12 protein-coding genes are annotated in these 14,487 nt (G+C 61.4%); 3 read left to right on the forward strand and 9 right to left on the reverse strand.

What is annotated here, in order from left to right; translation table 11 throughout:
• Positions 1 to 3 precede the first annotated feature (3 nt).
• The 3 genes from hutU to hutI are packed head-to-tail and all read right to left on the reverse strand — an operon-like array spanning position 4 to position 3,908.
• Positions 4 to 1,683, reverse strand: a complete 1,680-nt coding sequence (gene hutU / locus FEF15_RS16870) for a urocanate hydratase (protein ID WP_163560328.1) — start codon at positions 1,681 to 1,683, stop codon at positions 4 to 6.
• 55 nt (positions 1,684 to 1,738) lie between these two features.
• The gene (gene hutG, locus FEF15_RS16875; RefSeq protein WP_163560329.1) at positions 1,739 to 2,701 is read right to left on the reverse strand and encodes a formimidoylglutamase; all 963 of its coding nucleotides are present in this window, start codon (positions 2,699 to 2,701) and stop codon (positions 1,739 to 1,741) included.
• Complete coding sequence (gene hutI / locus FEF15_RS16880; protein WP_163560330.1) at positions 2,691 to 3,908, reverse strand: imidazolonepropionase; 1,218 nt, start codon at positions 3,906 to 3,908, stop codon at positions 2,691 to 2,693. The genes hutG and hutI overlap by 11 nt, the downstream gene beginning before the upstream one ends.
• A gap of 335 nt (positions 3,909 to 4,243) precedes the next feature.
• Between hutI and FEF15_RS19495 the strand changes: the two genes are divergently transcribed.
• A complete protein-coding gene (locus FEF15_RS19495; protein ID WP_240454217.1) occupies positions 4,244 to 4,828 on the forward strand; it encodes a nucleoside recognition domain-containing protein in 585 nt (194 codons plus the stop codon).
• A 69-nt stretch (positions 4,829 to 4,897) separates the two neighbouring features.
• Positions 4,898 to 5,566 (forward strand): hypothetical protein, encoded by a 669-nt coding sequence (locus tag FEF15_RS19500; protein WP_240454218.1) that lies wholly within the window; start codon positions 4,898 to 4,900, stop codon positions 5,564 to 5,566.
• A 75-nt stretch (positions 5,567 to 5,641) separates the two neighbouring features.
• Here FEF15_RS19500 and hutC read toward each other — a convergent pair whose 3' ends face one another.
• From hutC to FEF15_RS16905, 4 genes are all read right to left on the reverse strand, one after another.
• A complete protein-coding gene (gene hutC, locus FEF15_RS16890) occupies positions 5,642 to 6,358 on the reverse strand; it encodes a histidine utilization repressor (RefSeq protein ID WP_163560331.1) in 717 nt (238 codons plus the stop codon).
• A gap of 103 nt (positions 6,359 to 6,461) precedes the next feature.
• Positions 6,462 to 6,599, reverse strand: coding sequence for a hypothetical protein (locus FEF15_RS16895; RefSeq protein ID WP_163560332.1), 138 nt, complete (start codon positions 6,597 to 6,599; stop codon positions 6,462 to 6,464).
• 355 nt (positions 6,600 to 6,954) lie between these two features.
• Positions 6,955 to 8,640 (reverse strand): GGDEF domain-containing phosphodiesterase, encoded by a 1,686-nt coding sequence (locus tag FEF15_RS16900; protein ID WP_163560333.1) that lies wholly within the window; start codon positions 8,638 to 8,640, stop codon positions 6,955 to 6,957.
• 560 nt (positions 8,641 to 9,200) lie between these two features.
• Positions 9,201 to 9,938, reverse strand: a complete 738-nt coding sequence (locus FEF15_RS16905) for an EAL domain-containing protein (protein WP_163560334.1) — start codon at positions 9,936 to 9,938, stop codon at positions 9,201 to 9,203.
• A 79-nt stretch (positions 9,939 to 10,017) separates the two neighbouring features.
• Between FEF15_RS16905 and FEF15_RS16910 the strand changes: the two genes are divergently transcribed.
• A protein-coding gene (locus FEF15_RS16910) for an IS3 family transposase (RefSeq protein ID WP_240454220.1) occupies positions 10,018 to 11,534 on the forward strand; the annotation gives its coding sequence in 2 pieces (ribosomal slippage) (positions 10,018 to 10,452 and positions 10,455 to 11,534; 1,515 coding nt in all).
• On the opposite strand, the gene FEF15_RS16915 is transcribed toward FEF15_RS16910, so the two are convergent.
• Both FEF15_RS16915 and FEF15_RS16920 read right to left on the reverse strand, forming a co-directional pair.
• On the reverse strand, positions 11,467 to 11,949 hold the full coding sequence (locus FEF15_RS16915; RefSeq protein ID WP_240454219.1) for a GGDEF domain-containing protein: 483 nt from the start codon (positions 11,947 to 11,949) through the stop codon (positions 11,467 to 11,469). The two genes, FEF15_RS16910 and FEF15_RS16915, sit on opposite strands and share 68 nt — an antisense overlap.
• The gene (locus FEF15_RS16920) at positions 11,909 to 14,356 is read right to left on the reverse strand and encodes a PAS domain S-box protein (protein WP_163560336.1); all 2,448 of its coding nucleotides are present in this window, start codon (positions 14,354 to 14,356) and stop codon (positions 11,909 to 11,911) included. Before FEF15_RS16920 ends, FEF15_RS16915 begins: the two co-directional genes overlap by 41 nt.
• Positions 14,357 to 14,487 lie beyond the last annotated feature (131 nt).

Below are 14,487 nucleotides of genomic sequence, written 5' to 3' on the forward strand. Positions count from 1 at the left end.
CTCTTATTTGTCCAGCATCGGCAGATCAAGGCCGTTTTCACGAGCGCACGCTTTGGCAATCTCGTAGCCGGCATCGGCGTGACGCATAACGCCGGCACCCGGGTCGTTGCGCAGCACGCGTCCCAGGCGGGCGTGAGCGTCATCGGTGCCGTCACAAACGATCACCATGCCCGAGTGCTGGGAGTAGCCCATGCCCACGCCGCCCCCGTGGTGCAGCGACACCCAGGTGGCGCCACCGGCGGTGTTGAGCAGGGCATTGAGCAGCGGCCAATCAGACACGGCGTCGGAACCATCCTGCATCGCCTCGGTCTCGCGGTTGGGGCTGGCCACCGAGCCGGAGTCCAAGTGATCGCGACCGATCACGATCGGCGCCTTGAGCTCGCCGTTCTTGACCATCTCGTTGAAGGCCTGGCCCAGGCGGACGCGGTCCTTTAGGCCGACCCAGCAGATGCGCGCCGGCAGGCCCTGGAAGCTGATACGCTCGCGCGCCATGTCGAGCCAGTTGTGCAGGTGCGGATCGTCGGGGATCAGTTCCTTGACCATCTGGTCGGTCTTGTAGATGTCCTCCGGGTCACCGGAGAGCGCAGCCCAGCGGAAGGGACCAATGCCCTGACAGAACAGTGGGCGGATATAAGCCGGCACGAAGCCCGGGAAGTCGAAGGCGTTCTCGACGCCCTCTTCCATCGCCATCTGGCGGATGTTGTTGCCGTAGTCGAAGGTGGGTACGCCCATCTTCTGGAAGTCGAGCATGGCCTGCACGTGCACCGCCATGGACTGCTTGGCTGCCTTGACGGTGGCCTCGGGCTGCGACTTGCCACGCGCCACGTACTCTTCCCAGGTCCAGCCGGAAGGCAGGTAGCCATGCAGCGGATCGTGGGCGCTGGTCTGGTCAGTAACCATGTCCGGCTTGACGCCACGCTTGACCAGCTCAGGCAGCACGTCGGCGACGTTGGCGCACAGGCCGATGGAAATCGCCTTGCCCTCGGCGGTGTAGCGCTCGATGCGGGCTAGGGCGTCGTCTAGATCCTCGGCCTGCTCGTCCAGGTAGCGGGTCCGCAGGCGGAAGTCGAGGCTGGTCTGCTGGCACTCGATGGTGAGTGAACAGGCACCAGCGAGGGTGGCGGCCAGCGGCTGAGCACCGCCCATGCCACCGAGACCGGCAGTCAGAATCCAGCGACCCTTGAGTTCTCCGTCGTAGTGCTGCCGGCCTGCCTCGACGAAGGTTTCGTAGGTGCCTTGAACGATGCCCTGAGAACCGATGTAGATCCACGAGCCGGCGGTCATCTGGCCGTACATCATCAGGCCTTTCTTATCCAGCTCGTTGAAGTGTTCCCAGTTGGCCCAGGCCGGCACCAGGTTGGAGTTGGCGATCAGCACGCGCGGTGCGTCCTTGTGGGTCTCGAACACGCCCACGGGCTTGCCGGACTGCACCAGCAGGGTCTGGGTATCCTCCAGGCGCTGCAGTGTCTCGACGATCTTGTCGTAGCACTCCCAGTCGCGGGCAGCTCGGCCGATGCCGCCATAGACCACCAGGTCCTCAGGGCGCTCGGCCACGTCGGGGTGCAGGTTGTTCATCAGCATGCGCAGCGGGGCCTCGGTGAGCCAGCTCTTGCAGCTGCGCTCGGTACCGGTGGGGGCGGCGATCTTGCGGGAGGGGGCGTGACGCTTATCTTGCATGGTCATGTCGTATTGCCTCTGGAGTGTCAGTTGATTGTCGTGGACTTCGAGCCTTCGGCTCTCAGGCATTCAGAGTCAGCAGATGCACCAGGCGAGCTGCCACCCTGGCGGTGCGACCGTCGATATCAGTGGCGGGGTTGAGCTCCGCCAGATCGGCCAGGCGCAGCTTGCCGCTATCTCGAATGCACTCGATCAACGGCTCGATCAGGGCGAGCGGAACACCACGGGCGGCTGGGGCGCTCACCCCTGGGGCCTCGGCGGCAGGCAGCACGTCCAGATCGATAGTCAGGTAGAGGTGGTCGCAGTCGCGGATAAAGCCCCCCAGATCCTTCTCGATGTCGGCCAGACATGGCGCGGTGATGTCACGATCCTCACGCACCATCACGCCAAGCTGGTCGGCGCGGTTGAACAGCGCTCGCGTATTGGCAGCACGACTCACGCCAAGGCAGGCATAGCGGAATGACCAGCCACGCTGTAAACAGTCATCGGCAATCTGGGAAAAGGGCGTACCGGAGGAGCGCACGTGCTGGGGATCGCGAAGGTCGAAATGGGCATCCAGGTTGATGATACCGACGTGTGGCGCCGTCTCGACGCTGGCCGCCAGATGCTGTGCAAGCCCAGACCAGCTGGCGAAGGCCACCTCATGGCCACCACCCAGCACGATTGGCAGGTGGCCCTCACCCAGCAGCGGGGCGAGGTAGTTGGCCAGCACTTGCTGTGCCTCTTCCATGGCGTCGCCTTCACAGCGCACGTCACCCGCATCATAGGCAGGCCCCTGTCGGTGCCAGGACAGCGGCGCCAGGGCTCGACGCAGCGCAGCAGGCCCCTCGGCCGCACCCACACGCCCCTGGTTGCGTGCTACGCCGGCATCGCAGGCGAAGCCCAGCAGCGTACAGCCGGTGGGGGCACCTTCGGTCAGCGGCTGAATTTTCTGGTGCCAGCGTTCGCTATCAGGCTCGGGATCGGTGCGCCCCTGCCACAAGGTGGTGTCGAAATCGTGATGAAGCGAGGTATCAGACGGCATGTGTCAGTTCCCCCTGAAACAGACGCTGACGCAGGCGACCGGGCTGGACGGCATAGGCCAGTGCAGCCGGGGTATCGATATCCCAGATGCACAGGTCGGCGATGGCCCCTTCGTGGATCCGCCCCTCTTCCTTGAGCCCAAGGGCGGATGCGCCGTGGGCAGTCATGCCAGCCAGCGCCTCCTGGGGGGTCAGGCGGAACAGGGTGCAGGCCAGGTTGAGCATCAGGGTGGGCATGAACAGCGGCGAGCTGCCCGGATTGGCGTCGGTTGCCACCGCCATGGGCACGCCGGCCGCGCGTAGCGCCGCGATGGGCGGCTGTTGGGTCTCGCGCAGGGTATGGAAGGCGCCCGGCAGGATCACTGCGACGCTACCGGCGTCGCGCATGGCGGCGATGCCGGCCTCATCGAGATACTCGATATGATCGGCGGAAAGAGCCCCATGACGGGCTGCCATGGCGGTGCCGCCCAGGTTGGAGAGCTGTTCGGCGTGGGCCTTGATCGGCAAGCCATGGGCCTCGGCAGCCTCGAAGACCCGCTCGCACTGCACCACCGAGAAGGCGATCTTCTCGCAAAACACATCGACGGCATCGGCAAGGCCTTCCCTCGCGACCGCCGGGACCATCTCCTGGCACACCAAGTCGATATAGCCGTCGCTGTCGTCCTGGAACTCCGGCGGCAGCGCATGGGCGCCCAGTAGCGTTGTCACGACTCGCACAGGTAGCGCCTCGCCGAGACGGCGCGCCACGCGCAGCATCTTCACCTCGTCCTCGACCGTCAGGCCATAGCCGGACTTGATCTCCACGGTGGTGACACCGTCGGCGATCAGCGCCTGGAGACGCGGCTTGGCCAGTTCGAGCAGTACATCCTCGCTGGCTTCTCGAGTCGCCGTCACGGTACTCAGGATACCGCCGCCACGACGGACAATCTCTTCGTAGCTAACCCCTTCAAGACGCGCCTCGAACTCATCGGCGCGGGAGCCGCCAAACACCAGGTGGGTATGGCAGTCCACCAGGCCAGGGGTCATCACGCCGCCGCGTCCCATGTCGATGCAACCTTCTGCCAGCCCTTCATCGAACTCCCGCATCGCTACGAGCGAGGCTACCCGCGACCCTTCGGTGATCACGGCCATGGACTCAGGCAGAGTGCGCAGCCCATCGAAGACATGGATATCGCGCCACAAATGACGCTTGGGGGTGGTATTCGACATGGAGGACTCCTCCGGAGTGGCTCAGCAGATGCAGGCTCAATGTATATACAATTAAGCCTAGCGTATGGGCCTGCGTCAAGCCAACTACACAAGAGACAAGCAGGGCCAAGCGCCTCACCTAAAAAGGCTTCAACACTGAATAAATATTGAAAAACAGTACTGTATAAAGAGGTATCAGCCCCACGGCTGATAGATATCGACCGTGCCATTAGACCAATGTCTAGCCTGGATGGCTAGGCGGGGGGTGTCATTCTCTATCTTATTGTATATACATATCTAGGCAGGACGCCTATCCCGATCCAGTCACCGCATGGAATAAGACAAGAGGCGTGCTCATGAACCCCCAAGAACCACAAGTTCGACAGCCAGTCGCTACCGCCATCCTTCTCAAGCTGTTCCTGCCCAGCACCCTGGGCCTTCTGATCTTCTTCGTGCCCATCGAGATTTCCGGCAAGCGCACCATCCTCCTGGACCATATGGTGACCGGCGTGCGCGCATTGCTAGGGGAGGCCAGCGGGCTCTATGCTCTGGCGCTGATCGTTGCCGGCGCGGCCTATCCGCTCATCCGGGGCTACTGGAACCGCAACCTGACTGAGCGCATCTTCACGGTGCTGAAGATCACCGGCGTAGCCGCAGCGCTGATGGCGCTGACCGGCTGGGGGCCTGCCTTCCTGCATGAGCCGGATATGCTGCCCTTCCTGTTTGACAAGCTGGTGATTCCGGTGGGACTGATCGTGCCGATCGGCGCCATCTTCCTGGCTCTGCTGATCAGCTACGGTCTTCTGGAGCTGATCGGCGTGCTGGTACAACCGGTGATGCGCCCCATCTGGCGCACACCGGGACGCTCGGCCATCGACGCCGTGGCCTCGTTTGTGGGTAGCTACTCCATCGGTTTGCTGATTACCAATCGGGTCTATTAGGCCGGCCAATATTCAGCACGGGAGGCGGCCATCATCGCCACCGGCTTTTCCACGGTCTCGGCCACCTTCATGATCATCGTGGCCAGAACCCTCGACCTCATGGACGTGTGGAACCTCTACTTCTGGCTCACCCTGCTGATCACTTTCATCGTCACCTCAGTGACTGTGCGGTTGCCGCCGCTCTCGCGGATGGATGACGGCGCTGAAGATGGCGAGCCGGAAGCGGTACCCGGCAAGCGCCTGGCCACTGCCTGGCAGACAGGCCTCGAAGTGGCCGAGAAAGCACCCAGCCTGCATCGCAGTGTGGCGCTCAACTTCAAGGAAGGGTTGGTGATGGCCATCAGCATCCTGCCGTCTATCATGTCGGTGGGGCTGCTGGGCCTGTTGGCTGCTAAGTACACGCCACTGTTCGAGTGGCTGGGCTGGCTCTTCTACCCCTTCGTGGCGGTGTGGGGCGTGGCGGATGCCGCAGCACTCGCTCAGGCCTCCGCCGCCGGACTCGCCGAGATGTTCCTCCCGGCACTACTGATGGCCGAGGCCGATTTCGCAACTCGCTTCGCCGCTGGCGTGGTGTCTGTGTCCGCGGTGCTGTTTTTCTCGGCCTCAATTCCCTGCATCCTCTCTACCAGCATTCCGCTGTCAGTGGGCCGGATGTTGGTGGTGTGGTTCATCCGCGTGGCCCTGAGCCTGTTGCTTGCGGTACCCACCAGCCACTTGGTGCAGACGCTAGTCGGCTGAAGCCGCCATCAACCCCACATACGCGAACGGCCGGGAATTCCCGGCCGTTCGCGTTGGTATTGGCTCACTGTTTGATCAGTTCGGCTCGCGATGCATTGAGGAGCGCAGCTTGTACCGATCCCCAGGATGGAGCAGTCGCGCATAGCTGATAAGTTGCTCACCCGACCATGTGCGGCGAATCATGCTGAGGCAGGGGCTAACCGTATCGATGGCCAGCCACTCGGCAGCTTGGCCATCGGGCAGGACCGCCTCGACGATGTGCTCCACATCAGTAACGGGACAGGCGGCGACCAGCACTTCGTTGGGCGTGTGCCGGGAAAAGTCGGTGTCGAGATAATCCGGGACCCAGCGCGGATTGACGAAGCGCCTCTCAAGCTGGATCGGCACGTCATTCTCGAGGTGAATGATCAGGGTGTGGAAGACCCGGCTGCCGAGACGGACTCCCAGACGCAGCGCCACCTCGTCATCAGCCTCGATGGCCTCACAGGTCAGCAGCTTGTTGCCATAGCGGTGCCCCCGCGACCGCACCTCCTCGGCAATGTTGTACACTTCGACCAGCGACGATTCCGCCTTGCGATCGGTGACAAAGGTGCCGAGCCCAGGTTGGCGTGTCAGGTACCCCTTCTGGACCAGGTCACGGATTGCCTTGTTGGCGGTCATGCGGCTGACCTGGAAATCACGAGCCAGCTGCTCCTCCGGGGGAATCTGGTGATGTGTTGGCCATTCACCACTGGTGATTTTGTCCAGCAGGTGCTGCTGTATCTGCTGATAGAGAGGTGGAGTGCTGGCCATGCGGCATCCTTCGAGCGGGATTAATGTATATACAATTACAGTATACCTGTCGCGGAGAGACTGTTCATCTGCAGTTTCCCATAAGTAATCGCATCTACAAGCTCTACAGCAACCCTTTTTCTCGACCGCTGTTTTCCTTCACCCCTCGCACACTCCCTTTGGGAACCAGGCCTCGCAGCACATCAGCTGCCACACCGATCATGCTGCCATAACCGGTGTTATTGAAGTCTTGCAAGCCCATGGCATGCTGCTGCGTATTCCGCGCCATCGTAACCACCCATTCAGATCTATTGTGACCGACTATTTCGGACCACTTCAGCAACCCCTCCTGGCGACTGTGCTGAACTCCGAGTTCATGTTTCGCCCGGCGCTCGGTTGATTAGGGGAGAGCCCCGATCGTGGCAGTCTTTGTTTCTACCTGTCCTGACCCTCGGCTCAGGGGCACCAAGCTTGAAAGCCTACGCTCAGGTTTCTACCTGAAACCTTGACAGACCCAAGGTGGCGGGGTGTCACCATAGCTGGCATCGCAGATTCAGGGCCCTAAGCCTATGCTACAGCCGGTATCGATCCAATATTTGGCATCCGGTTTGGGGTACCTATATCGGTGGCTCCGCATCAGGCGTAGAGCTCCGGCTTTGGCACCAGGCACGGTATTCCGCGGCAGGCAGGGCCGGCGAGTAGTAGAAGCCCTGGGCTTGGTCACAGCCCAGCTGACGTAGGATCTCTTCCTGCTGCGGAGTTTCCACCCCTTCCGCGGTTACCACCAGATCCAAGGCGTGCCCGATATCAATCATACATGCCATCAGCTTACGCGCGCGCTCGTTTCCGTCCAGGTTGGCAACAAAGGCACGATCGATCTTGAGGCCCGTGATTGGAAGGTGCTGTAAGTATTCGAACGAAGCGAAGCCGGTACCGAAGTCATCAATACTTACGCCGATACCGAGATCACGAATGCGCTGAATGGCAGTACGGGCGGTGCCGAGGTCACGGATAAAGGCGCTTTCGGTGATTTCCACTTCCAGCCGTTCCGGTCTCACGCTGGATTGTTCGATGAGCTCTACGAGCAGGTCGTACAGATTCTCGTCGTGAAGGTTATGTACCGACAGGTTGATACTAATCGCGCTCTCGCTCCCGGTGTACATGGAAAAAGCCCCGGCGGCTTGAACGACAAAGTAGGTGATCGGGCCAATCAGCGAGGTACTTTCCACCTTGGGCATGAACTGGCTAGGCGGAATCAGCCTGCCATGATCACCTCGCCAACGGATCAGCCCTTCGCACCCACAGACCTGACCGTCGGCCAGGCGAATCTTGGGCTGGTAATGCAATTCGAACTCCCTTGCGGCCAATCCGTCCCGCACCCGGGCGATCAGCTTGAATGACTCCAAGGAGCGTTTATCGAAGGTGGGACTGAAGTGCGTATGCCCACGCCGTAGGCGAATAGACGTCAAGAGCGCAAGGCGCGCCTCTCGGAGCAGCTCTGTTGTCGTCTTGTGGCCTTCCGCGATGGCGCTCCCCATCGCCAATTGGACACGGACGGGCACCTGCTGAATCAAGAGGCTCTCTTCGCCGACCTCGACCAGCCGGTGGCTGATAGCATCGAGATCACTCGGTTCGACATCCAGCACGACCAGTGCCAGTTCATCGGGGCTGATGCGGTAGACCTGACCTCCTCCACGAACCGCCTGGCAAAGCCGTTGGCTCATCGCAATGGCAAGTTCATCGGCTGCCTTTAGGCCCAGAGCCTCGAGGACATCCGTCATATCGGTGATCTTCACCTGGATCACTCCGGTCGTTTGGCCTGTCAGCGCCGGGTGAGATATACGATCATGAAGGTCCTCATTGAGGGCGACCTGGTTGGCGAGGCCCGAATGCTGGTCGGTGCGGGCTACGTCCCGGTGGACGATGAAAGCCTGGCGCCGCGACTGAAACAGCCAGCCAGCGATACCGCCCAGGAGCACATAAAACGCTATTCGCAGCAGATAGTTAGTAGGGGTTTGCTCGACGCCCAGATTGGTATCCAGTGGCATGACAGCCATCGCGATACCCGCGGCAAGGGCCGTGACCAAGCCGCCTGGCAAGGTGTACCAGGAGGCAGCGAGCAAAACGGGGACCAGCATCATGTATGGATAGGCATAAGCCGTCCCTCCTGTGGCATAGACAATCCCGGTTCCCAGGCCCAATAGAAGCACGATCATGCCACCCTGAAAGGTATGGCGACTCGCCAAAAGCAGCCCCACACGCTGAGGCCACCCCATCGACTGCAGCAACTTGGTTGATCCCATCGTCTCCCGCCTTGCATGGATAAACGAAGACTTATATAGCGTAGATCATTGCCTTCGATTCATCACACCTAAGTGGCGGGCGGCGCTACGATCAAATGCTTAGAAAATACCCAACCCAGGAACCATGATTTTTTGCTTCCAACTGAAACCCAGACAGTCCGAACCCGCACTACCAACGACACGGCGCGTGACCGTTAGCACCTGACCGCGAAGTGAACCGGATAGAGCGTTCGAAGTTCGGTCGTTTTCTTTAAACGCGGTGCCCTACCCTTCAGGGCGCCATGCGGGCCGAGTTTTGCGTAAAGAAATAACGCATGTTCTCTACGCACCGAAAACGACCACATGATGTACGCCATCTAACGGCCAGGAGCGGACATTATCGCTGGCGGCCCCCTATACATTAGAGTAGTGTTGTTCGTTTTCCTTGGCCCCTCAGCTCCGGCGAAAAGATTCCTTGGTTTTCTTTACATGATAGAGCCAGGTTAGACGCCATACCAACTCCGCACGGTCCCCATATCCCGGCGGTAGGCTGAGTCACTCCATGCAGGTTGTGAGTACGCTCACGAGACTGGCCTGATTCGCTCCTCCTTCACCAACCAGGCATCCAACGCCGCCAGCGGCATCGGCTTGGCAAACAGGTAGCCCTGGTAGATATCGCAGTCCAGGGTGTTCAGGTGCCCCAACTGCTCTTCGGTCTCGATCCCTTCCGCCACCACCTCCATGTCCAGGCGGTGCGCCAGGGTGATGATGCCCTCGACGATGGCGGCATCCTTGTCGTTCTCGACAATATGGTTCACGAAACTACGATCGATCTTGAGCTTGTTGACGGGCATATGCCGCAGGTAGCTCAGGCTGGAGAAGCCGGTCCCGAAGTCATCGATGGCCACGCTGACGCTCAACCCACGCAGCGCATGCAGCGTTTCCAGTGCGCCGTCTGAGCCATCCAGCAGCACGCCTTCTGTCACCTCCAGCTCCAGGCCTTCCGGGGGCAGCCCCGAGACTTCAAGGGTCTGGCACAGGCCCTTGAAGAAGTCGGCCCGCTGGAACTGCAGGGGTGACAGGTTGACCGCCACACGGCACTCCTTCAGCCCACGCTCTCTCAGCATGCGGAAGTCACGGCAGGCGCGCTCCAGAATCCAGTGCCCGAGCGGAATGATCATCCCGGTGTCTTCCGCCAGCGGGATGAAGTCGGCAGGAGAAATGAAGCCTTTCTCGGGATGCTTCCAGCGCACCAGGGCTTCACATCCGGCCACACCTCCCTCGCGACGGATCAGCGGCTGGTAGTCCCTATGCGTCAACGTAGTTGTCACCTAAACGGATTGAGAGGTGATCAACGTGCGTTACCCCACAGAGCGTAAGGAAGCCATCCTTCAGAAGATGGCCCCACCGATGAGCATGAGCATCCCGGAACTGTCCGAGCAGGAAGGCATCTCAGCGGCAACCCTCTACAATTGGCGGAAACAGGCCAGAGCACGAGGACAGGTTTTGCCATCACGATCCACCCAGCCCGATCAGTGGACCAGCCAGGAGAAGTTCCGCATCGTCCTGGAGACCGCCCCGATGAACGAGGCGGAGTTCGCTGCCTACTGCCGTGAGCGCGGGCTCTACCCTGAGCAGGTGGAGGCCTGGCGGGATGCCTGCATGAACGCCAACGCGGATGCAGCTGAGCAGACCAAGCAGCAGCGCCAGGCGCGCAAGGAAGAGCAGAAGCGGCTCCGCAAGCTGGAGCGAGAGCTGCATCGCAAGGACAAGGCACTGGCCGAGACGGCGGCACTGCTGGCCCTGTCAAAAAAGGCAGAGGCGATCTGGGGCACGACCAACGACGAGGACGACTGACCAGCCTCCCGGATCGCCAGCGCATCGTGACCTTGGTGCAAGACGCCCAGCGTGACGGTGCTCGGCTGGCCAAGGCCTGTCAGGTGATGGGCATCAACGTGCGCACCTATTATCGCTGGGTCGCGGAAGGCGAGGTGACGGCTGACCGTCGCCCCGACGCCGACCGCCCGGAGCCCGCGAACAAGCTGTCTCCCGAGGAGCGAGAGGCGGTTGTGGCGCTATGCAACGCCCCGGAGTATCGGAGCCGCCCTCCGGCCTTCATCGTGGCCGATCAGGCGGACAAGGGGCGCTACCTGGCCTCTGAGTCGACGATGTACCGAGTGCTTCATGAATACGACCAGCAACACCACCGGGGCCGACAACAGCCCCCACAGCGCAAGCGACTGCCGACTACGCACCAGGCCACGGCGCCTAACCATCTGTGGTGCTGGGACATTTCGTGGTTGCCAGGTCCTGCACGCGGCACCTGGTGGTACCTGTATCTGATCATGGACGTCTTCAGCCGGAAGATCGTTGGTCACGAGGTCTACGAAACCGAGACCGGCGAGCTGGCGGCCGAGCTGATCCAGAAGGCCTGCTGGCGAGAGCACCTGACGGACCGGCATAAGCCTCTGATTCTGCACTCTGATAACGGCAGCCCGATGAAGGCGGCGACCTTCCTGGAGAAGCTCTACGACCTGGGCATCACCCCGTCGTACAGCCGGCCAAGGGTCAGCAACGACAATGCCTTTGCTGAGTCGGCCTTCAAGACGCTGAAGTACCGGCCGGGCTTTCCCGTCGACGGCTTCGCGACCCTGGCCGAGGCCCAGGAATGGGTCCAGCAATTTACCGAGTGGTACAACCATGAGCACCGGCATAGCGCCCTGCGCTACGTCACTCCGGGCCAGCGCCACAGCGGCGAGGCCAAGGGCATTCTGGCGCAGCGAAGAGAAGTCTTTGAGGCCGCGAAGCAGCGTCACCCGGAGCGCTGGTCAGGCGAGATCCGGAACCTCAGCTTGCCGGGTGTAGTGCACCTGAATCCCGAACGGGATCCGGCGCCGCAGGCAGCAGGATTTTAAAGAGCCGAAACCATTTCATGTGCCAACTATGTTGACAGGCTCCGTAGTAGAGTTCGAACTGCTGTGCGCCCAATGCCACCTCCAGGTCATGGCGCAGCTGCATGCGGCTGGCGAGCTTGTCGTTGATATCCTGCGTGAAGAGCTCACAGGTTCGGCGCCCACGACGCTTGGCCTTGTACATGGCCATGTCGGCCTGCTGAATCAGCACCTGGGCTCGGTGCTCGGCCCCCTGTCCAAGGGACACACCGATGCTGGCGGAGAGATGCAGCTCGTGCTGGCCGATCCGGTAAGGGCGCGAGAGGGACTCCACCAGGCGCTCTGCGATCAGCATGGCCTCGCCGTCGTAAGCCAGGTCGGGCAGGACTACCACAAACTCATCGCCGCCGAAGCGCGCTACGGTATCGCTGGGTCGCACGCCTTGCTCCAGGCGCCTTGCCACCTGCCTGAGCACCTCGTCCCCCACCACATGACCCATGGGTATCGTTGATCGGCTTGAACTCATCCAGGTCGATGAACAGCACGCCCAGGAGCCGGTTATGGCGTGCGCCCAACGCCACATCGTGGGACAGACGCTCTTCGAGCAGCGCACGGTTGGCCAGGCCCGTCAGCGGATCATGGGTGGCATGGTAGGCCAGCTCCTTCTCCTGGGCCTTGCGCTCGGAGATGTCATGCACGATGGCGATGAAATGGCTGATGCAGCCATTCATGTCCATGACCGGCGAGACATACAGCTGATCCCAGAATACGCTGCTGTCCTTGCGGTAGTGGCGAAGCGTCAGGCGGATGTCCTGACCCGACCTGAGCCCCTGGCGAATCTCTTCGATGCGCTCCGCCTCGGTCTCGGGCCCCTGCAGGAAGCGCCAATCACGACCGATGACCTCGTCGGCCTCGTAGCCGGTGATATCCGTAAACGCCTGGTTGACGTAGATGATCGGGTATCCCTGACGCCCGGCTTCCGAGATGATCACGCCATTCAGGCTGGCATCCAGACTGCGCTCCAGAACGCGCAGCCGCTCCTCGGCGGCAACGCGAGCGGTGATGTCCTTGGCGATACCAAAGACGCCATCCACCTCACCATCAACTACGATGGGCATCATGGTCACTTCCAGGTGCTGCAGGTTTATCCCATCTCTAGAGAAGCGTATGGCGAAACTACTGGAATCGCCTTCAACAGCACGCTGGAATGCGGACTCTGTCCGCTCGACATCCTCTTTTGAGCACTCCGGCTCATGGACAATGGAGCGAAAGTGCTTGCCGCGGAGCTCCCGTTCCGTCAAACCGAGAATGGCCTCGGCAGAGAGGTTGATGCTCTCGTAGGTTCCCTCCCTGCTGTGAGTAAATACCCCTTCAGGATTTTTCGTAAACAGCGAACGAAAACGCTGCTCGCTCACACGAAGCTCGCGGCCGGCGGCCAACAGCTGCTCGCCCCAGGCCGCACGCGATGCCATCAGCGAGAGGCTCGCCACCAGCTGATAGGTCAGCGTCAGTCCCAGTGCCCCGACCAACAAAGGTAGCAGCCCAGCCAACGTGACCAGCCCCGGCCAAGCCGCATAGGCGGTGAACGTCAGCGGCTGATTCTGACCCATCGCCAGCGTCAACTCGCTGACTGGCTGGATCGGCAGCGAGTACTCCTCCAGAGAGAGCCCCTGCTGAGCCAGCGTCGCGACCGGCCGGCGGCCCTGAACGACTTGCACCACATCCGCTGCCAGATGATCTTGCCCACTCAGAGCTTCCACCAGTTGTGACACGTCAACGGCAGCAATCGACAGCACCCCTTGGGTACCAGGCAGCCTGACCCCATGGAGCACGCGGGTGGCGGATTCTCCTGCGGGGAAATACCACTCCCCCTGACCTGGCAATAGCAGTGCTATCCACTGCTGGACATCGTCACTACCGAGACGCTCATCCAGCCACAGCAGTGACTCGGCATGGCGCGCCCGGCGCCACTCTCCCTGGCGGCCTGACACCGACAACGCCTCAAGACTCGGAAAGTCGCGGAGATAGCTCCTGAGCTCCAGGTCACGACGGTTGTTATCACCGATGTCACTCGAGCCCTGCCAGCGTGTGGCCAACCGCATGATGAGCCTGGAGTGGCTGTCCAGCTGTTGGTCGGCCAGCTCGGCCAGATGCACGATATCCTGGCGCAAGGCCTCGCGCTGATGCTGGTACTGCTGCCAGCTCACCAGGTACCAGGCGATGCCCGAGAAAAACACGCCGAGAGCCCCGGCCAGCATGGCGGCCCGAGAAAGCTGAGTGAAACGCCAGGGCCTGGCGACGGCGACGATCCACATCGACGACCCGAAAAGCAGGCAGAAGATGCCACCCATTAGCGAGGAGGCGACCAGGTCCTGCGACAGCCAGGCCTGCTCAGGTCGCAGATAGAAGAGGAGAGACGCCGCACCCACGGCAATGAAGAAGCTTGCCGCAAGACACCACACTGCTCGGCAACCGCGGCGCTCGAACACCAGGGCCAGGCTCACCGCACCCACCAGCACCATCAGCAGGCTCATGGGAGGCAGCCAGCGCGATTCCTGAGGCTCCCCCAGCGGCACCAGCTGCAGCAGTCCATACAGTAGCAACAGGGCCAAGCCCACCACGCAACTGATCCGCAGGATAGGCCGCTGATAGACCAGGGCCAGCAGCCCAATGCCTGCCACCACAATGACCAGCGCAGAGCCCGGCAGCAGCATCAGGTGCGGGGGACGTACGAAGCCTGGCATCTCCTCCATGAGCATGCCACCGGCCCCAATCAACAGGGTACACAGCAGCAGGACCCAGAGTACCGACTGAAACAGCAACTCCCGACTTTTAGGCAATGACATTAACCGCACAACCTCCCTGTTTCCTGTACTGCCATCGCGGCAGTGCATCCTGACCCTTGTTTTGATACGGCAGCGATGCCTGTCAAGCTTGTTGGAACCTGGAGTCAGGCGGCTTCTAATCGCTGATCGCG

It is taken from the genome of Halomonas sp. NO4, from assembly GCF_010994375.1.
Classification (GTDB): domain Bacteria; phylum Pseudomonadota; class Gammaproteobacteria; order Pseudomonadales; family Halomonadaceae; genus Halomonas.

Excerpts from the sequence above, each read along its gene's own strand:
- FEF15_RS16900 (WP_163560333.1), bottom strand. The coding sequence starts at position 8,640 with ATGGGATCAACCAAGTTGCTGCAGTCGATGGGGTGGCCTCAGCGTGTG.
- hutU (WP_163560328.1), bottom strand. The coding sequence starts at position 1,683 with ATGACCATGCAAGATAAGCGTCACGCCCCCTCCCGCAAGATCGCCGCC.
- hutG (WP_163560329.1), bottom strand. The coding sequence starts at position 2,701 with ATGCCGTCTGATACCTCGCTTCATCACGATTTCGACACCACCTTGTGG.
- FEF15_RS19500 (WP_240454218.1), top strand. The coding sequence starts at position 4,898 with ATGATCATCGTGGCCAGAACCCTCGACCTCATGGACGTGTGGAACCTC.
- FEF15_RS16920 (WP_163560336.1), bottom strand. The coding sequence starts at position 14,356 with ATGTCATTGCCTAAAAGTCGGGAGTTGCTGTTTCAGTCGGTACTCTGG.
- hutI (WP_163560330.1), bottom strand. The coding sequence starts at position 3,908 with ATGTCGAATACCACCCCCAAGCGTCATTTGTGGCGCGATATCCATGTC.
- FEF15_RS19495 (WP_240454217.1), top strand. The coding sequence starts at position 4,244 with ATGAACCCCCAAGAACCACAAGTTCGACAGCCAGTCGCTACCGCCATC.
- FEF15_RS16895 (WP_163560332.1), bottom strand. The coding sequence starts at position 6,599 with ATGGGCTTGCAAGACTTCAATAACACCGGTTATGGCAGCATGATCGGT.
- hutC (WP_163560331.1), bottom strand. The coding sequence starts at position 6,358 with ATGGCCAGCACTCCACCTCTCTATCAGCAGATACAGCAGCACCTGCTG.